This window comes from Blastochloris viridis (assembly GCF_001402875.1).
In the GTDB taxonomy this organism is placed as follows: Bacteria; Pseudomonadota; Alphaproteobacteria; order Rhizobiales; family Xanthobacteraceae; genus Blastochloris; species Blastochloris viridis.
This window is the reverse complement of record NZ_CP012946.1, coordinates 918461-934351: the sequence shown is the minus strand read 5'-3', so window position 1 is coordinate 934351 and position 15891 is coordinate 918461. Positions and strand designations below refer to the sequence as shown.

Below are 15891 nucleotides of genomic sequence, written 5' to 3'. Positions count from 1 at the left end.
GATAGGTCAACGGGGGACTCCGTCCGTGTACACGCTCTATTCGATGCAGCAGTCGGGCAACGCCTACAAGGTCCGGCTGGCCTTCAACCAGCTGGAAATCCCCTTCACGCTCGTCAACGTCGACATCCTGCGCGGGGAGAACCGGACGCCGGATTTCCTGCGCAAGAACCCCGAGGGCCGCATCCCGCTGCTCGAGATGCGCGGGCGCGGCTATCTGGCCGAATCCAACGCCATCCTGTGCTTCATCGCCGAGGCCACCGCGTTGTTCCCGGACGGGCGGTGGGAGCGGGCGGAGGTGCTTCGCTGGATGTTCTTCGAGCAGAACTCCCACGAGACCTATCTCGCCCAGCCGCGGTTCTGGCTGTCGATCCGCGGCGGCGCCGACCTGCGGCGCGACCATTTCGACGACTGGATGGAACGCGGCTACGCCGCGCTGATGTCGATGGAGCGCCATCTCGCCACCGCCGCGTGGTTCGCCGCCGGCCGCTACACCATCGCCGACATCGCGCTGTTCGCCCACACCCACGTCGCCGGTGAGGGCGGCTTCGATCTCGCGACCTTCCCGAACGTCTTGGCCTGGCTGGACCGGGTCAAGGCCCAGCCCCGCCACATCGGCATCGACTGGGTGGCCGAGCCACCGTGAGGACCGTCACGGCGGCGGATGCTCCAAGGCCATGAACTGTCGCGCTTTTCCGCAGAACCGGCCGCCGCGTGTGCGAAAAATGCTCTAGGAGCCGCGGAAGATCAGCGTGGCTCCGGCCACGATCAGGGCGAAGCCGAACAGGTGGTTCCAGCCGAGCTGCTCCTTCAGCACCATCACCGAGAACACCGCGAAGATGGTCAGCGTGATCACCTCCTGGATCGTCTTGAGCTGGGCCGCCGAATAGACCGCGTGGCCGAGGCGGTTGGCCGGCACCGCCATGCAGTATTCGATCAGCGCGATCGACCAGCTCACCAGGATGACGGTGATCAGCGAGTGGCTTTTGAACTGAAGGTGGCCGTACCAGGCGAGGGTCATGAACACATTGGAGCCGATCAAAAGCAGGATCGGTGCGACGTAGGGGGACGTCAGGCTCGTCATCGCGACTCTCACGGTGAATGCGGCGCCACCCTGCCCCACCGCGGCCCGGCTGTCGCCTCATCCGGCGCCGGCGCAGCCCGGCGGGCAAAACCGGACGGAAACGCCATCGCCCCCACGCCATCACAACGGCGATCGCGGGCCGGCCATTGTGCGTTTAAAGGCAAACGCTTAGCATGGGAGAGTGGGCCCGCCCCGCTCCGGCGCGGACGGCGGCAACCGCGCCTGTATTTGCCGACCCGACTTCCCTAACGGGGCGAGCGGCGGTAGCTTCGACGGGTTTCCAGCGTGAGCCTTTTCGGGATCGAAGAGCGACGCCTCACCGATTGCACTGTTCGCCTGACATGATCCGCACCATCCTGACCCGCCCTCGCCTCTATGCCGTCGCCGCCGCGGTGTGGTTCGGCATGTTCGCGATCGCCCTCGCCAACGGGGTGTTCCAGAAGGCCGCGCTCGAACCCTGGCTGGGCGACGTCGCCAAGCCCGTTTCCAGCATTCTCGCCATCATCCTGCTGTGCACCGTGGCGGCGCGGTGCGCCCGCGTGATGCGCCCGCGCATGATCGAGGCGCTGGCGATCGGCGCGGTGTGGCTCGCGCTGACGCTGGTGGTGGAGCTGATCCTGCATTTCGCCGGAAGGCCACCGAGCGGCGCGATGGCCGATGCCCTCGCCCTGGTCGCCCTGGCCAAGGGCGATCTGTTCGCGCCGATGCTGCTGTGGATCGCCGCGGTGCCGGCAGCGATGGCGCTGGCCGGGCCGAGAACCGAGGCGTGAGCCCGGCTCCGGGAGCGGCGCTCCCGAAGCCCGTAACGGCTATCGCTGCGAGCGGTCAGCTCGCCCGCGCGAGTTGGCTTTCGCGCGCCATGCGCTCATAGGGCTCGCCTTTGCCCTTCAGCCGGTATTGCGGGTCGCCGGTTTCCTGCGGCAGGCGCCGCAACACTTCGAACACCCCGTTGGCCCGCAGCGGATCGCGCCCGCTGCCGGCGAACCGCACATAGTCACCCACATCGAATTTGTGAACCGACATTTGATCGTTCTCCCTTGAATGGGAAGGCGCCGCGATATCGGCGGGCGGTCGAACGTCCGATACCGCTGCGATGCGGCATCGCCGCCATCGCCCGACCATTCGGCGCAGACACGGCGGCCCTCCAAGACGCGGCCGTTGCGGCCGCCGGAACCAACGGGCGGCTGACGCCGCCGTTGAAGTTAACCACCGGTTAACGGAGCTGCTTTGGTGAAGTTCCATCGCGATCGCGCAGCGCCGCCCAGCATCGTGCGGTTTGCAGAACATCGCGTCGCGATTGCGGCGAACGACGTCGCCGAAAACCGTTGTTCGACAACGGGATTCTTGCCGAGCCGGATGCAGCGCCCGTGCGCGCAATCATCGCAGGGTGCAAGCCGCGCTCAAACCGGCGTGCGCTCGGACAGCGGATTGGGCGATGAGCAAATCGTTTCCCGACAAAAGTAACGTCCGCGCGCGGTAACGCCGCCGAGAACGCCGCTCGCGTGCGGAACGCGATCAGTATTCGATGACGATCTTCGGCGGCGGCCGCCCCACCGAGCCGGTGGTGAGCTGCGCCCACACCTGTTCGGCGATGGCGCGATAGATCGCGGCGTGCGGCCCGTCCGGCTCGGCCACCATCACCGGGCGGCCGGCGTCGGAGGTCTCGCGGATGGTCATGTGCAGCGGCACCTCGCCGAGGAACGGCACGCCGAGCCGCTCCGCCTCGACGCGGCCGCCGCCGTGACCGAAAATGTCAGAGCGCGTGCCGCAATTGGGGCACAGGAAGTAGCTCATGTTCTCGACGATGCCGAGCGAGGTCACGTCGACCCGCTCGAACATGGCGATTCCGCGGCGGACGTCGATCAAGGCGAGGTCCTGCGGCGTCGACACGATCACCGCGCCGGCCAGCGGCACCTGCTGGGCGATGGTAAGCTGGGCGTCGCCCGTGCCCGGCGGCATGTCCACCACCAGGCAGTCGAGCGTGCCCCATTCGACCTCGCGCAGCATCTGGGTGATGGCGCTCATCACCATCGGCCCGCGCCAGATCATCGGGGTGTCTTCGGCAACCAGGAAGCCGATCGACATCACCTTGAGGCCGTAGCCGTCGAGCGGGCGCAGCATGCGGCCGCTCGCCATGTCGGGCCGCCCGCGGATGCCGAGCAGCTTCGGCATCGACGGGCCATAGATGTCGGCGTCGAGCATGCCGACGGCGAGGCCACGATCACGCAGGGCCAGCGCCAGATTGGCAGCGGTGGTCGACTTGCCGACGCCGCCCTTGCCGGACGCGACGGCGATGATGTGGCGGACGCCGGGAATGCCGCCGCGGCGGGTGCCGGCGGCGGGCTGCGGCGCCGGCTTGCCGCCCGGCGCGCGGCCGGCGGCGGAGTCGCGCTCGGCGGTGAGCGCGACATAGGCCTCGGCGACGCCGGGCACCGATTTGGCCGCCGCCTCGGCGGCGCGGCGCACCGGCTCCCACGCCGCGGCCTGCGCGGCGCCGACGCTCAGCGAGAAGAACACCTTGCCGTTGGTGACGACGATGTCCGACAGCGCCCCCGAAGAGGTCAGCGGGCGGCCATCCGGCACCTGGATCGCAGCAAGACGGGCGCGCACCTGCTCGGCGGCGACGGACATGGAATCCTCCAGGATCAGCAACAACGAGGCGGCGATACCCGGCCGGATCAATCGCGCTTCAGATAATGCCACGCGAGATAACCGCCGATGCCGGCCACCAGCAACGCCATCACGACGGTCTGGACGTCCTCGCTCAATGTGACCGAACGGCGCATCTCATAATACCGCGAGGCGGTCTCCGGGTCGCTGAACGCGAACGCCGACACCACCACCAGCAGGGCGCACAGCCCGAGAATGATGTAATTTCGTCCCATACCGGGAACATGGGGACCGCCGTGCCGTCCGTAAAGAGGCGGCAGCGGGATTTCAGCCAAGGCCAAGGCAGGCTGCCTCGGCGCGCGGCAGGATCTTGGGCCGGGCATGACAACCCCCTGCGTCAGCATCCGGGGCGGCCGGTACGATGCGGTGTCCGGACGATCCCTTGGTGATCCCACACACAACGTTGCCGAAAACCCTTGCTCGGACACATGATTTTCGGCGGGAGGATGCCGGTTTCGGCGTCAGCGGCCGCAACCTGTGTCAGTGCCCGCGGTGCGCCCGCCGCCACTCCGCCGGCCGCTCGAAACCGCCGGCCCAGATGCCGCGGCCGGCGGCGCGCGCGGCAACCTCCGCGGTGAAATAGCCGCGCTCCGCCACCGCCAGCCCGGCCTCGACCATACGCTGCCCGAGGTCCTCGCCGCCGGCGCGGCAGTCCGACACCGCCCGGCGGTAGCGGTCGGTGTCGCGCACGGTGCAGCGCACGAAGCGGCTTGCGGCCAATTCGCCCAGCCGCCGCTTCGCCGCCTCCCCGCACGGCCACGGCCGGCCGCCGCGCTCGCAGAGCTGGTGCAGCTCGGGCGCGTCGATGCCGAACAGCCGGACGTCGCGGCCGTCGATGGCGAGGCTGTCGCCGTCGATCACCCGGGCGAAGCCGGCCACCTCGCCGGGCTCGCCCCGCCACAGCAGCGCCAGCCACGCCAATCCGACGATCAGCGCGATCGCACCGAACAGGTCGAGCGGTAACGGCAGGCGGCGAAAAGACCGGATCATCGCGGAAGGTTAACCATATCCGTGAGGAAGACGTTAACCATCATCGCCCACTCTCGCAGCGTGTGCGCAATGGGGATGGCGCGGTGACGGCGAGCGGCTCGGAGCGGCGCGAGATGGAAGATGCTGCGCGCGCTGCCAGCGAGCGGCGGCGGGCGACCGCGCGACGCGTGCGCGAGGCGCGCGACCGCCTGACATCGACCACCGGAACCCGGCCCGCATTCGATCTGGAGCTGACGCGGCTGTTCGCCACCAGCCGGCAGTCGGCCGCGCTGCCGATGGCGGCGGTGATCGTGGTGATCGGACTGTCGTCCGTCCTGTGGACCGGCATGTTCCAGGCCGGCCTGTGGACGCTGATGGTGCTGTTCATCCACGGCCTCACGCTGCTGGCGTGCCGCTCCTTCCTGCGTTCCGAAGCCGACCCGGCGCGGGTGCGGCGGGTGCGGGTGGTGCTGACCGCATTCGACTTTCTGTTCGGCTTGTCGTGGGTGCTCCACGTCACTCAGCTGCACGCCTCCGGTGCCCCCGGCGCCGGCGAGTTCTCGCTGTTCGCGCTGCTGCTGATCACCACCGTGCTGATCATGCTCTCGGCCGGGCTGCCGAGCGCGGCGATCGCCGGCACCTTGCCGATCACGGTGGCGCTGGTGGCGATCTACCTCGCATCCGGCCGGACGCAGGATTACGTCCTGGCCGGCATCGCCGCGGCCGGCCAGTTCTACTACTACATCCTGGCGCGCCACATCCACGCCAATGCCCTGGCGATGCTGGAGGCGCGCACCGAGAAGGAAGCGCTGATCGGCGAGCTGGAACAGGCGATGGCGCGTTCGGACGAGGCGGCGCGCCGCGCCGAGGCGGCGAGCCTGTCCAAGTCGCGCTTCCTCGCCCAGATGAGCCACGAGCTGCGCACCCCGCTCAACGCCATTCTCGGCTTCTCGGAGGTGATGAAGAGCGAGGTGCTCGGGCCCCACCAGGTGCCGACCTACAAGGAATATTCCTCCGACATCCACAACTCCGGCCAGCATCTGCTCAACCTGATCAACGAGATCCTCGATTTGTCGCGCATCGAGGCCGGCCGCTACCAGCTCAACGAGGAATCGGTACCGCTGGTCGGCGTCGCCGAGGACTGCGTTCACCTGATGGCGATGCGGGCCAAGACCCGCGGCATCACGCTCATCGAGCTTTACGAGACCAATTTGCCGCCGCTGTGGGCGGACGAGCGGGCGCTCCGCCAGATCGTGCTCAACCTGCTGTCCAACGCCATCAAGTTCACGCCCCAGGGCGGCGAGATCGTTATCAAGATCGGCTGGACGGCGTCGGGCGGCCAATATCTGGCGGTCAAGGACAACGGTCCCGGCATCCCGGAAAACGAATTGTCGGTGGTGCTGTCGTCGTTCGGCCAGGGCTCCAACGCCATCAAGAGCGCCGAGCAGGGCGCCGGCCTCGGCCTGCCGATCGTGCAAAATCTGGTCGATCTCCACGGCGGCACCTTCAACCTCGCCTCGGAGGTGCGCGAGGGCACCGAGGTGCTGGTGACCTTCCCGGCCAGCCGGGTGATGGCGGCGCTGCCGCCGGTGGCCGAAACGGTGCCGCTGGTGCCCTCGTCCGAGCCCAGGCCCGCCGCCGAGGACCCGGCGAACGCCGACAAGATGTTCGGGTTGTTCTGATCGGCTGGCCGCGACCGGCGCCAAGCGTTCGGCCGACCGTGCCAATCGGCCGAACGCCGTATCATGACGCGCATATCGCTTAAGCCACGGCAGGCAGACGCTCTTGAGCGTCCGCCGATTCGATTGCACCAAGCGGATGCTCTAAGCCTTTGATCTATCTCATACTTTTTGCAACCGGCATCCCCTGTTGCGGCAGAGTGCGCTAGTTCTTCACCGGTCTGCTGCCGATGCAGACGTCGCCCTCCGGGATCCCGACCGACCACGCCTCGAGCTGGTGCAGTCGGGTCTGGGTGAGCTCCAGCACGATGGCGCAAGAGCAGTCCTGGAACGCCGAGCCGTATTCCGCCCGCTTGTCGTCGGCCGGAAAGACCGACTCAACATGAGCGTCGCGAAACTTGAGCCAGTTCCGCTGCGCCACGGTCAGCTTGTTCACCGCAGCACTGTCGTCGCCGAGCTTGGCCAGCGCCTTCGAATAGGCCGCGTTCAGCGCAGCGTCAGATTTTTCCAGACTCCGGCAGGCGCCGCTGGCGCCCTGCTGTGCCGCACCGGCCCCCTGCAGGGCCATCAGGCCGGTCACCACGGCCAGAAGCAGTCGTCCCGTCATCTTGCTGCTCCTTTCGGCGTCGCTGCATCGGCGTCGCAGCAAAAGCGTCCGCCGCCGGCACTGCTGTGCGCAGACGTCTGCGCCAGCCGGACCGGAACGCCGGTTTCATCTTAGGGTATAGCCAGGATGTTGGCACCCGCTAAAGATGCCGTTGGCATTGCTCTGTCCGGGAGCTCGACGTGTCGCCTGGCCGGCAGGATTTCGGATCAGTGCTCCTTCTTGGCGACGCCGGCGGTGGCGAACGTCGCCATGTCGCGCCAGCACGCCAGCGCGCCCTTGACGACGCCGGCGGCGATCGCCGCGCCCGAGCCCTCGCCCAGCCGCATGCCGAGATTGAGCAGCGGCGGCTTGCCGAGCCGGCGCAGCACCTCGACGTGGGCCGGCTCGGCCGAGCAGTGGGCGGCAAGGCAGTGGTCGAGCGTCGCGGCGTCCATGGCGTGCAGCACCGCGGCCGCGGCGGTGGTGACGAAGCCGTCGAGGATCACCGGCACCCGCTGGTGGCGGGCGGCGAGGATGGCGCCGGCGATGGCGGCGATCTCGCGGCCGCCGACCCGGCGCAGCACTTCGAGCGGATCGCCGGCGCCGGCGCGGTGGAACGTCACCGCCTCGCCGATCACCTCGGCCTTGCGCTTCACCCCCTCGGCGTCGAGGCCGGTTCCGGGGCCGACCCAATCCTGCGGCTGGCCGCCATAGAGGGCGTGGTAGATCGCCGCCGCGACCGTGGTGTTGCCGATCCCCATCTCGCCGACGCAGAGCAGGTCGGTGCCGTTGGCGGTGGCCTCCATGCCATAGGCGATTGTGGCGGCGCAGGCGGCCTCGCTCAGCGCCGCCTCGACCACGATGTCGGGGGTCGGCTGGTCGATGGCGAGTTCGAACACCTTCAGCCCCAGGCCGTAGGTGTTGCAGAGCTGGTTGATGGCGGCGCCGCCGTGAGTGAAGTTGTCCAGCATCGCCCGGTTGACCGAGTCCGGAAACGCCGAGATGCCGCGGGCGGTGACGCCGTGGCTGGCGGCGAAGATCGCGACCAGCGGCCGCTCGATGGCCGGGGTGCCGGTGCCCTGCCAGGCGGCGAGCCATTCCACCAGCGTCTCCAGCCGGCCCAGCGAGCCGGGCGGCTTGGTCAGCTCGGCATCGCGGGCGCGAACGGCAGCCACCGCCTCCTGGTCCGGGCCAGGCATGTTGGCGACGAGCCGGCGGATGTCGTCAAACGGCAGACCGGTGGGTGCGTAAGCTTCGGACATTCGACTTTACTTCCAGCAGAGGGTTGGAGGTCGACCGCAGCCCGCCTGCCGCGCGTCGTCGAGACGGTGCGGCGCCGGGGGTGCGGCCGCCGGTCCGCCGGCGAGGAGGCCCCGCGGCGGCTGGCGCCGTCACATCCGAATCGGCCGGCCGACGATGCCGAAAGCACGCCGCCCGGCGCAAAAGCCGCCCGGCGCACGGCATCCGGTTCCCCGGAAGACGGGTGCCGGAGGACCTATCGCGGGTGCGAACGGGACGCAAGGCGGCTCGCCCGTGCAGGATTGCATGGCTCCGGGCCGGCGCCGCGGCACCGGCCGCTGCCTCGAACCAGACCCACAATCAGGGCACCGAATCCGGGTTAACGCGTCCTGTGTCCGAGGACTTGAGCACAGTATTCGGGGTCCCAACCGGCGCGCTTTCGCCTGAGCCTGAGGCTTTTCTTGTCGGTGACGGCGCGTAGGAGATTGAAGGCGAAGTGGCGGACGACAGCCATGTTCCTGGCGCCGTGTCCCTTGCGCAGGCGGGACTGGTCGTCGCCGAAGGTGACGTCGAGGACCCAGTGCAGGCTGTTCTCGATCGCCCAGTGGCTTCGCACGGCCTCGGCGGCAGCGGTTGCCGAGAGCGCGGCCGAGGAGACGTAGTATCGGGTCTCGAAACGGCAGCGGTCGGCGAGCTCGGCGCGCGATGCGACGCGCACGATGGTGGCGACGTCGGGCAGCCGCAATTCGCCGGGAAAACGCCGGTCCCCCTTCAGCCAATCGACCTCGCGGGCAACCGTGACGGTGCGGCTCTCGATGCGGCCATGGCCCTTGTCGAGGTCGGTGACGCTCTCGGTCTCGGCCGCGGGCGTCTCGGCGAAGAAGCTCTCGATCTCGGCCCGCAGGGTCGGCTGGTTGGCCTTCACGGCGAGCAGATAGTCGGCCTTGGCGCCTCGGATGGCGGTGGCGATGGTCGGATTGGTGGCGATGGCGTCGATCGAGATCAGGGTGCCGTCGAGGCCGCCGGCGGCGGCGAGCCGCTCGATCAGGAGGGGGATCGCCGTGGTCTCGCTGCTCTTGTCGGCGACCGCCTCCTGGCCGAGCACCAGGCGGCGGGTGGTGGCGAACGCCGAGACGAGATGGAGCGGCGCCTTGCCGGCCCCGCGGTCGTGGCTGCGCCGCGAGGTCTTGCCGTCGATCGCCACCAGGTCCGGGCGATCCGGCCAGCTCTCCCGAACCCACGCCGTGAACGCTGCCGCGAACAGGTCCGGGTCGATGCGGTTCATCAGCAGGGTCAGCCAACGCGCCCCCGGAACCCCGTGGTGGTAGGGCAGGAAGCGGCGCAGAAACGACAGATGCGTCTCGCCCCACTCGGCGATTCCCTCGTAGTCGTCGCAGTCCGCCAAGGTGCCGCACACCACCAGTAGCAGCACCTCCGGCAGCGGGTGAGCCACCCGCCACGCCTCGCGTGGGTCCTCGATCACCGACAGGTGGTCGAGCAGCACCTTCAGGCGCGACTTCTCAGGGACAAGCAGGGCATCAAGGCTCAGGCCATCAAGGCTCATGGCGGGGCTCCGAATCGAGGCCCCTCATCGAATCAGACCTTCCGCAACCCCGAAACCGCCGTTAACCCGAGTTCGGCGCCCTGGACCCACAATCGCCGCGATTGCGCTCCGGCGCGCAGCGGGTATGGTCGCGCGGAATTCTCCGGACTCTCCGATGACGCTCGCCAGCCCCTGCACCAAGGTCTGCACCCTCGACCCCGCCGCGAAGCTGTGCATCGGCTGCGGCCGCACCCTCGACGAGATCGCCTGCTGGAAATCCATGTCTCAAGCCGAACGCGACCGGGTGATGGCAGTGCTGCCCGAGCGCCTCGCCCGGCTCGGCCGCGATGAGGCTGTGCCGTGACCGCCGCTCGTCCCCTTGCCGTGCTGGTGGCGGCGGTCGCCGCGTTGATTCTTGCCTTCGGCGCGCGCAACCAGGTCGGCGAGATCGGCGGGGTGCCGTTCACCGAAATCGCCGACGTGACCTGGCGCGCCTCGCTGGTGGTGGCGATCGGCGCCCTGGTGTTCCTGATCTACCGCGGCCAGCTGATCGACGCCCTGCGCACCATCCTGGTGTGGGTCGGCCTCGCCAGCGTGATCGCGTTTGCCTACAACTACCGTGCCGACCTGCTGGGCCTCGGCCACCGCGTGGTGGGCTGGACCCTGCCCAGCACGCTCACCGGCAATCCGGGCGAGGCGCCGCAGGTAGAGCTGACGCGCACCCGCAGCGGCGACTTCACGGTGAGGGCCGACGTCAACGGCCGCCGGGTGCCGATGATCGTCGACACCGGCGCCACCGCGGTGGTGCTGACGGTCGACGCCGCCAAGGCCGCCGGGCTGCCGCTCGACTTCCTGCGCTACGACGTGGTGGTGGAAACCGCCAACGGCCGCACCAAGGCCGCCTCGATCGTGATCGAGAAACTCACCGTCGGCGACATCGTCGCCCGCCGCGTGCCGGCTCTAGTGGCCGAATCCGGCAACAGCCTGAAGACCAGCCTGCTCGGCATGACCTTCCTCAACCGGCTGGACTCCTACGAGGTGCGCGGCGACCGCCTGGTGCTGCGCGGCCGCCCGAGCAGCTGAGATCAACCGCGGCGCCAGCCGGCCGCCGGTTCCGATCGCAGCTTTCACCGACGCCAGCTCGCCTCATCCTGAGGAGCGGTCGCAAGACCGCGTCTCGAAGGATGAGGCGACGCTGACGGCGGCCTTCGGCCCATGCTTCGAGACGGCTGCTGCGCAGCCTCCTCAGCATGAGGCCGAGAAAGGTCGCTCATCAGGGCCACTGGTATACCGCGTCTCCGAAGGAATCCGTCCTGCGCGCCTGCGCCGACATCAGTTGGCGAAGGGGATTTCATCGGCGTCGCGGTATATTAAGACGCGCTGCGGCCTTGCACCCGCGTCGCCCCGTCGCGCACCATGGTGCGGTCGGTAGCCAGCCGGCCGACCAGGGCGATGCTGACCGGCATCGCCACGCCGTAGCGTGCCACGAACGGCGCCACCAGCGCTTCCACCGCGCGGCGGCCAAGGCTGTCCATCAGCGCGCAGGGCGGCCGGGAGAACTTGAACGCCAGCTTGGCGCCGGTATCGAGGACGCGGGCGTCGGCGACCTCCTCGTCCAGCTCCTGCAGCACCGCCAGGAAGGTGGCGCCGCGCACGCGGCGGATCACGGTGTCGTACTGGACCTCGTCCATCGGTGCCAGCGGCCGGTCGACCTCGAACGTGCCGCCGGTCTCGCCGATCTCCACCATCTTCGGCGCCGGCGCGTAGAACGCCCCGAGCTCGGCGAGATTGCGGATGGCGTCGAGATTGATGCCCGGCTTGATCAGGTTCAACACCCGGAACGGCCCGGCGGCGGCGTCGAACGCATCCTCCGCGGCGCGCTCGATCTCGCCGACGGTGCCGACCCGCTCGCCGAGCAGGCGGGCGGCCTCGTTGCTGTAGGCGCAGAAGAAGCGGTTGAGCGCAAAGCCCGGCGAATCCTTGCAGGGCAGCACCACCCGCCGGGTGGCCTGCAGCAGCGCCCGCGCCAGGTCCGCGGTCTCCCCGGTGGTGCGCTCGGCGCTGACCAATTCGACCACCGGGTTGATCTCGGCCGGCGAGAAGAAATGCAGCCCCAGGAACCGTCCGGGATTGGCGACGTGGGCGGCGAGCCGCGACACCCTGAGCCCGCTGGTGTTGGTGGCGATCAGCGCGTCTGGTTGGGCGAAGCGCGAGATCTCGTCGAACACCGCCGCCTTCACCGCGAATGACTCGTAGACCGACTCGATCACCACGTCGGCGCGGGTGACGTCGGCGATGCTGGTGCTGGGTTCTATCCGCGACAGCGCGGCGGCGCGCTCGCGCTCCTTCATGCCGTTGTTGCTAACGAAGCGGCTGAACACCTCGGCGGCGCGGCGCTTGGCGCGCTCGGCGATCGCGGCGCTGGTGTCGATCAACACGACATGAACGCCGTGGTGGGCGGCGTTGATCGCGATGCCGGTGCCGATGGAGCCGGCACCCACGATAGCAAGACGTCGCGTGATCATCGCAGCTTCTCCGCGGTGGACCTCATAAGGTTTCCGGTCGATCAGGGGTGATCCCGGAAACGACCTCGCCAAAAAATCCTTGGTCGAACGAGGATTTCCGGCAACCACACGATGAAACGCCGGCCTGATCGGCCGCATTTCGTATCATGTTGCACCAGCGGTCCCGGTCACCGACGCGCCGGGTCGTTGAGGCTGGCGGATTTTGCCGCCTGAAATCAAATATTCCGTGAAAATCCGCAACCGAACCGCGCGATCGGCGGCGGTCGCGCCGCATCTCCGCGTCACGATGGCACAACGACCGCCCTGCCGGCCTGGAGCCACGCCTTCACGCCGCCGGCGAGATGAGCGTCGTAGGAGAACCCCGCCGCCTGCGCCACCTGCGCCGCCCGCACCGAGCGCACGCCCGCCGCACAGTAGAACACCACGTTGCATCCGGCCGGCACGACGATCTGCGTCGGGTCGAACGTCGACAGCGGCATCGTCACCGCCCCTTCGATGATGCCGCGGGCAATCTCGGCCGGCTCGCGCACGTCCACCAGCACACAGTCGCCAGCGGCGAGGGCATCGGCGACGGCATCGGGATCGAGATCGCGCACGCGGCGCGGATCGTGGCTGGTCATGCCTGCCTCCACCGCGCCAGCGATCCAGGCTCATCGGCCGAGCCGGCTGCATCGGACTGGCGCGCCAACATCTTGGGCCGTTGCGTTTTCTCTCGCAACCCCGGCACCAGGCCTGCGGAAAGCGCTCTGTGGCTCAACGCCCACATCTGTATCCGCGGACGCCGGGAATGTGCGCCCACATGCTCAGCAGTATCTAAATGGAATTTCTCCAATGCCAGCGCCCGGCCGGCAAATCTCATCGCCGCACCACATTTTCGCCACCCCGCATGGCCGGCCCGCTCCATCGGCCCCAGCCCCGTGGTGACCGCGGACGCCGGCGGCGCGGCGTCAGGGGGCGAACCCCGGCGGCAGCGGCGGCGCTTCCTTCATCAGCGTCAGAGTCACCCGGCGGTTGGCCGACAGGTAGGGATCGTCCGGGAACATCGGCTCGGTGTCGGCCTTGCCGGTGACCGCGAAGATCTGCGAGCTCGGCACGCCGGATTCCTCCAGGATCTGCCGCACCGCATTGGCGCGATCGGTGGAGAGGTCCCATGGGCCGTAGCCCGGGCGTGGCGGCGTGCGCGTCGCCGCGGTGTGGCCGGCGATGGAGATGCGGTAGGGCATCTGCTTCAGCGGCACCGACAGCTTGGCCAGCACGCGGCGGGCGCGCTCAAAGGGCTCCTTCATGCCTTCCGGAAACATCGGCCGACCGTCCTGGTCAACCAGCGAGATGTTCACGCCCTGCTTGGTCTCCTCCAGGATGACGTTTTTCGACGCCTCGGAGATTTCCGGCAGGTCCTGCAGCGCCTGGCGCAGCGAGGCCGCGGCCAGCGCGAATTCGAGGTCGCGCGAGCGGATGCCGTTGTCCGGCAGGTCGGGATCGTGCGGTGCAGCGGTGTCGGACACGTCGTTGGGATCGACCCGACCGACGTTCTTCAGCCGCGTGCGCGTCGGCAGGCCGTCGACCTCGACCATGCCGGTGGTGCGAAACTGGGTCTGGGTGCCGAACGCCTCCCGCATCGACCCGGCGACGATCTGCAGCTTCGGCTTGTCGAGCGTCGAGAACGCGGTGAGCGTAACGAAGAACATCATGAGCAAGCCCATGAGGTCGGCGAAGGTCACGTACCAGCCGTGACCGCCACCGTGGGCGCCGCCTTTTTTCCTAGCCATGGTCTCGCCCTTCCGCTCGCGTCGTCACGCGGCCGCTGCTTCGGCAAGCTCGTCGCGCTTGTGCTCGGGCAGGTAGGCCATCAGCATCTCGCGCACCACGCCGGGGCTCTTTGAATCGCGGATCATCAGCACACCATCGATGATCAGCGAGCGGTTGATTTCCTCGTCGATCAGGCGGCCGTGCAGCTTGTCGGCGAGCGGCAGGCAGATCAGGTTGGACACCACCGCGCCATAAAGCGTGGCCAGCAGCGCCACCGCCATGAACGGCCCGAGCTTGGAGGCGTCGGACATGTTGGCGAACATCTGCACCATGCCGATCAGAGTCCCGACCATGCCGAACGCCGGTGCGCAGTCGCCGATGCCGCGATAAACCTTGGAGCCTTCATCCAGATGGGTGAGGAAGTTGTCGCGGTCGCGCTCGAGATTGTCGCGAATGAAGTCGCTGTCGTACCCGTCGGCAACGTAACGGATGCCTTTGGCAAGGAAGGTGTCCTCGATCTCCTCTTTTTCCAGGCCGATCGGACCCTGCTTGCGGGCAACGTCGGCGAGGTGGGAAATCTGCTCGACCAGATCGTGGGAGGTGATGCGCCGCAGGTTGAAGGCGAACCTTATCCCCATCGGCAAACCGTGAAGAATGGTCGACAGCGGAAAGCGGATCAGCGTGGCCGCAGTACTGCCGCCGAAGATCACGATGATGGCGTGCTTGTCGACGAACATACCAAGGTCGCCGTCGAGCATCATCAACAGCAGCACGACGCCGGTGCCGAGCGCAAAACCCAGTGCGGTGGCGATATCCATAGACAGACAGCTCCCAACCCATTGGGACCGCCATGGCAAGAGGGTCCCGCTTAGGGGGCATGTTCCCGGTGCGGGCTTAATTCCGGGTAAGCGCTGGGGACATTTGCGGCCATTTCGCCAATTCCGGCCAAAGGAGGCCGTAACGACCGGTCCATTGTTGCGGTAGAGCAACACCCCCTGGGAAATTGCAACCACCGATTAAATGGCTCTGGCGAAGTTGAGAAGCAGCGTGGTACCACTTTTCCCGGGTTGGGAGACCCTAAATGGAGGCTTACATGCGTCGCTTTGCACTTGCGCTGCTCGCCTCGACCGCGCTGACGGGGACCGCGTTTGGGGCGGACATCGCCCGCACAGCGCCGGTCGCCTCTTATCCTGTCGCGGTCGGAGTCAACTGGACCGGCGTCTATCTCGGTGGTCACATCGGTTGGGCCTGGGCCGACACAAGCAGCGATTACGACTACTACGGCTTTCCCTACACTGGTTACGGCGGGAAGGACGACAACGGCTTCCTCGGTGGTGGCCAGATCGGCTTCAACTACCAGGTCGGCCAGTGGGTGTTCGGCGTCGAAGGCGACGTCTCCTGGACCGACCTCGGCACCAGCCACGACTATTACATCGATGACCCGTTCTTCTACTACGGCCGCGGCAGCTCGGTCGACTGGATCGCCACCCTGACCGGCCGCATCGGCTATGCCTGGGACAACTGGCTGCTCTATGCCAAGGGCGGCGCCGCCTGGGGCGGCCGCGACGGCGGACGCAACTACGACCTCCTTGACGTCTACTACGACAACCGCGACGACACCCATACTGGCTGGACGCTCGGCGCTGGCGTCGAATGGGCGTGGACGCCGAACTGGTCGGTCAAGCTCGAATACGACTACATCGACTTCGGCGGCGGCCACGAATACTACGTCGGCGACTATTACTTCAAGGAAGAGGCCCAGATCCACACGGTCAAGCTGGGCGTCAACTATCGGTTCGGCGGGCCCGCTCCGGCGGTTGCAGCGCGCTACTGATTGCCGAAACCACCAG

19 protein-coding genes are annotated in these 15891 nt (G+C 68.0%); 7 read left to right on the top strand and 12 right to left on the bottom strand.

All coding sequences use genetic code 11. The features are described 5' to 3' along the window. The first annotated feature begins 25 nt into the window (after positions 1 to 25). Positions 26 to 643 carry a glutathione S-transferase family protein gene (locus BVIR_RS04205; protein ID WP_055036571.1) on the top strand — a complete coding sequence of 206 codons (618 nt, stop codon included), beginning with the start codon at positions 26 to 28 and terminating at the stop codon, positions 641 to 643. Between the two features lie 84 nt (positions 644 to 727). On the opposite strand, the gene BVIR_RS04200 is transcribed toward BVIR_RS04205, so the two are convergent. Beyond that, positions 728 to 1081 carry a DMT family protein gene (locus tag BVIR_RS04200; RefSeq protein WP_055036570.1) on the bottom strand — a complete coding sequence of 118 codons (354 nt, stop codon included), beginning with the start codon at positions 1079 to 1081 and terminating at the stop codon, positions 728 to 730. A gap of 341 nt (positions 1082 to 1422) precedes the next feature. On the opposite strand from BVIR_RS04200, the gene BVIR_RS04195 reads away from it, so the two are divergent. Further along, the gene (locus BVIR_RS04195) at positions 1423 to 1851 is read left to right on the top strand and encodes a hypothetical protein (RefSeq protein WP_055036569.1); all 429 of its coding nucleotides are present in this window, start codon (positions 1423 to 1425) and stop codon (positions 1849 to 1851) included. 55 nt (positions 1852 to 1906) lie between these two features. Here BVIR_RS04195 and BVIR_RS04190 read toward each other — a convergent pair whose 3' ends face one another. After that, on the bottom strand, positions 1907 to 2104 hold the full coding sequence (locus BVIR_RS04190) for a hypothetical protein (RefSeq protein WP_055036568.1): 198 nt from the start codon (positions 2102 to 2104) through the stop codon (positions 1907 to 1909). Positions 2105 to 2311: 207 nt separating this feature from the next. On the opposite strand from BVIR_RS04190, the gene BVIR_RS16640 reads away from it, so the two are divergent. Continuing rightward, positions 2312 to 2545, top strand: a complete 234-nt coding sequence (locus BVIR_RS16640; protein ID WP_145911867.1) for a hypothetical protein — start codon at positions 2312 to 2314, stop codon at positions 2543 to 2545. 51 nt (positions 2546 to 2596) lie between these two features. Here the strand turns inward: BVIR_RS16640 and BVIR_RS04185 are convergent, their stop codons facing one another. From BVIR_RS04185 to BVIR_RS04175, 3 genes are all read right to left on the bottom strand, one after another. Next, a complete protein-coding gene (locus BVIR_RS04185; protein ID WP_055038671.1) occupies positions 2597 to 3712 on the bottom strand; it encodes an Mrp/NBP35 family ATP-binding protein in 1116 nt (371 codons plus the stop codon). Positions 3713 to 3759: 47 nt separating this feature from the next. Then, positions 3760 to 3966, bottom strand: a complete 207-nt coding sequence (locus BVIR_RS04180) for a hypothetical protein (protein WP_055036567.1) — start codon at positions 3964 to 3966, stop codon at positions 3760 to 3762. Positions 3967 to 4231: 265 nt separating this feature from the next. Further along, positions 4232 to 4741 (bottom strand): thermonuclease family protein, encoded by a 510-nt coding sequence (locus BVIR_RS04175; RefSeq protein WP_082416669.1) that lies wholly within the window; start codon positions 4739 to 4741, stop codon positions 4232 to 4234. A gap of 113 nt (positions 4742 to 4854) precedes the next feature. Here BVIR_RS04175 and BVIR_RS04170 point away from each other — a divergent pair, with 113 nt between their 5' ends. Then, positions 4855 to 6402 (top strand): sensor histidine kinase, encoded by a 1548-nt coding sequence (locus BVIR_RS04170; RefSeq protein ID WP_055038669.1) that lies wholly within the window; start codon positions 4855 to 4857, stop codon positions 6400 to 6402. Positions 6403 to 6604: 202 nt separating this feature from the next. Here the strand turns inward: BVIR_RS04170 and BVIR_RS04165 are convergent, their stop codons facing one another. From BVIR_RS04165 to BVIR_RS04155, 3 genes are all read right to left on the bottom strand, one after another. After that, positions 6605 to 7006, bottom strand: a complete 402-nt coding sequence (locus tag BVIR_RS04165; protein WP_055036566.1) for a lysozyme inhibitor LprI family protein — start codon at positions 7004 to 7006, stop codon at positions 6605 to 6607. Between the two features lie 206 nt (positions 7007 to 7212). Beyond that, complete coding sequence (cobT, locus tag BVIR_RS04160) at positions 7213 to 8247, bottom strand: nicotinate-nucleotide--dimethylbenzimidazole phosphoribosyltransferase (RefSeq protein ID WP_055036565.1); 1035 nt, start codon at positions 8245 to 8247, stop codon at positions 7213 to 7215. Positions 8248 to 8603: 356 nt separating this feature from the next. Further along, entirely contained in the window at positions 8604 to 9788 is a 1185-nt protein-coding gene (locus tag BVIR_RS04155) for an ISAs1 family transposase (RefSeq protein WP_055036564.1), read from the bottom strand. Positions 9789 to 9942: 154 nt separating this feature from the next. Between BVIR_RS04155 and BVIR_RS04150 the strand changes: the two genes are divergently transcribed. Together BVIR_RS04150 and BVIR_RS04145 are read left to right on the top strand one after the other, a co-directional pair. Continuing rightward, positions 9943 to 10131, top strand: a complete 189-nt coding sequence (locus BVIR_RS04150) for a DUF1289 domain-containing protein (RefSeq protein WP_145911868.1) — start codon at positions 9943 to 9945, stop codon at positions 10129 to 10131. Continuing rightward, positions 10128 to 10850 (top strand): retropepsin-like aspartic protease family protein, encoded by a 723-nt coding sequence (locus BVIR_RS04145; protein WP_082416667.1) that lies wholly within the window; start codon positions 10128 to 10130, stop codon positions 10848 to 10850. The genes BVIR_RS04150 and BVIR_RS04145 overlap by 4 nt, the downstream gene beginning before the upstream one ends. A 287-nt stretch (positions 10851 to 11137) precedes the next feature. On the opposite strand, the gene BVIR_RS04140 is transcribed toward BVIR_RS04145, so the two are convergent. The 4 genes from BVIR_RS04140 to BVIR_RS04125 all read right to left on the bottom strand — a co-directional run bounded on the left by BVIR_RS04140 (position 11138) and on the right by BVIR_RS04125 (position 14859). Further along, complete coding sequence (locus tag BVIR_RS04140) at positions 11138 to 12292, bottom strand: 3-hydroxyacyl-CoA dehydrogenase family protein (RefSeq protein WP_060832924.1); 1155 nt, start codon at positions 12290 to 12292, stop codon at positions 11138 to 11140. A gap of 281 nt (positions 12293 to 12573) precedes the next feature. After that, a complete protein-coding gene (locus BVIR_RS04135) occupies positions 12574 to 12912 on the bottom strand; it encodes a rhodanese-like domain-containing protein (protein WP_055036560.1) in 339 nt (112 codons plus the stop codon). A gap of 327 nt (positions 12913 to 13239) precedes the next feature. Next, positions 13240 to 14061 carry an OmpA/MotB family protein gene (locus tag BVIR_RS04130; RefSeq protein WP_055036559.1) on the bottom strand — a complete coding sequence of 274 codons (822 nt, stop codon included), beginning with the start codon at positions 14059 to 14061 and terminating at the stop codon, positions 13240 to 13242. Positions 14062 to 14085: 24 nt separating this feature from the next. Beyond that, complete coding sequence (locus tag BVIR_RS04125; protein ID WP_055036558.1) at positions 14086 to 14859, bottom strand: motility protein A; 774 nt, start codon at positions 14857 to 14859, stop codon at positions 14086 to 14088. A 275-nt stretch (positions 14860 to 15134) separates the two neighbouring features. On the opposite strand from BVIR_RS04125, the gene BVIR_RS04120 reads away from it, so the two are divergent. Further along, entirely contained in the window at positions 15135 to 15875 is a 741-nt protein-coding gene (locus BVIR_RS04120) for an outer membrane protein (RefSeq protein ID WP_169788578.1), read from the top strand. Positions 15876 to 15891: the final 16 nt, after the last annotated feature.

What these genes read in the sequence shown, in the direction of transcription:
- BVIR_RS04200 (WP_055036570.1), bottom strand. Translation starts at nt 1,081, where the DNA reads ATGACGAGCCTGACGTCCCCCTACGTCGCACCGATCCTGCTTTTGATC.
- BVIR_RS04195 (WP_055036569.1), top strand. Translation starts at nt 1,423, where the DNA reads ATGATCCGCACCATCCTGACCCGCCCTCGCCTCTATGCCGTCGCCGCC.
- BVIR_RS04190 (WP_055036568.1), bottom strand. Translation starts at nt 2,104, where the DNA reads ATGTCGGTTCACAAATTCGATGTGGGTGACTATGTGCGGTTCGCCGGC.
- BVIR_RS04185 (WP_055038671.1), bottom strand. Translation starts at nt 3,712, where the DNA reads ATGTCCGTCGCCGCCGAGCAGGTGCGCGCCCGTCTTGCTGCGATCCAG.
- BVIR_RS04180 (WP_055036567.1), bottom strand. Translation starts at nt 3,966, where the DNA reads ATGGGACGAAATTACATCATTCTCGGGCTGTGCGCCCTGCTGGTGGTG.
- BVIR_RS04175 (WP_082416669.1), bottom strand. Translation starts at nt 4,741, where the DNA reads ATGATCCGGTCTTTTCGCCGCCTGCCGTTACCGCTCGACCTGTTCGGT.
- BVIR_RS04170 (WP_055038669.1), top strand. Translation starts at nt 4,855, where the DNA reads ATGGAAGATGCTGCGCGCGCTGCCAGCGAGCGGCGGCGGGCGACCGCG.
- BVIR_RS04165 (WP_055036566.1), bottom strand. Translation starts at nt 7,006, where the DNA reads ATGACGGGACGACTGCTTCTGGCCGTGGTGACCGGCCTGATGGCCCTG.
- cobT (WP_055036565.1), bottom strand. Translation starts at nt 8,247, where the DNA reads ATGTCCGAAGCTTACGCACCCACCGGTCTGCCGTTTGACGACATCCGC.
- BVIR_RS04155 (WP_055036564.1), bottom strand. Translation starts at nt 9,788, where the DNA reads ATGAGCCTTGATGGCCTGAGCCTTGATGCCCTGCTTGTCCCTGAGAAG.
- BVIR_RS04150 (WP_145911868.1), top strand. Translation starts at nt 9,943, where the DNA reads ATGACGCTCGCCAGCCCCTGCACCAAGGTCTGCACCCTCGACCCCGCC.
- BVIR_RS04140 (WP_060832924.1), bottom strand. Translation starts at nt 12,292, where the DNA reads ATGATCACGCGACGTCTTGCTATCGTGGGTGCCGGCTCCATCGGCACC.
- BVIR_RS04135 (WP_055036560.1), bottom strand. Translation starts at nt 12,912, where the DNA reads ATGACCAGCCACGATCCGCGCCGCGTGCGCGATCTCGATCCCGATGCC.
- BVIR_RS04130 (WP_055036559.1), bottom strand. Translation starts at nt 14,061, where the DNA reads ATGGCTAGGAAAAAAGGCGGCGCCCACGGTGGCGGTCACGGCTGGTAC.
- BVIR_RS04125 (WP_055036558.1), bottom strand. Translation starts at nt 14,859, where the DNA reads ATGGATATCGCCACCGCACTGGGTTTTGCGCTCGGCACCGGCGTCGTG.
- BVIR_RS04120 (WP_169788578.1), top strand. Translation starts at nt 15,135, where the DNA reads ATGCGTCGCTTTGCACTTGCGCTGCTCGCCTCGACCGCGCTGACGGGG.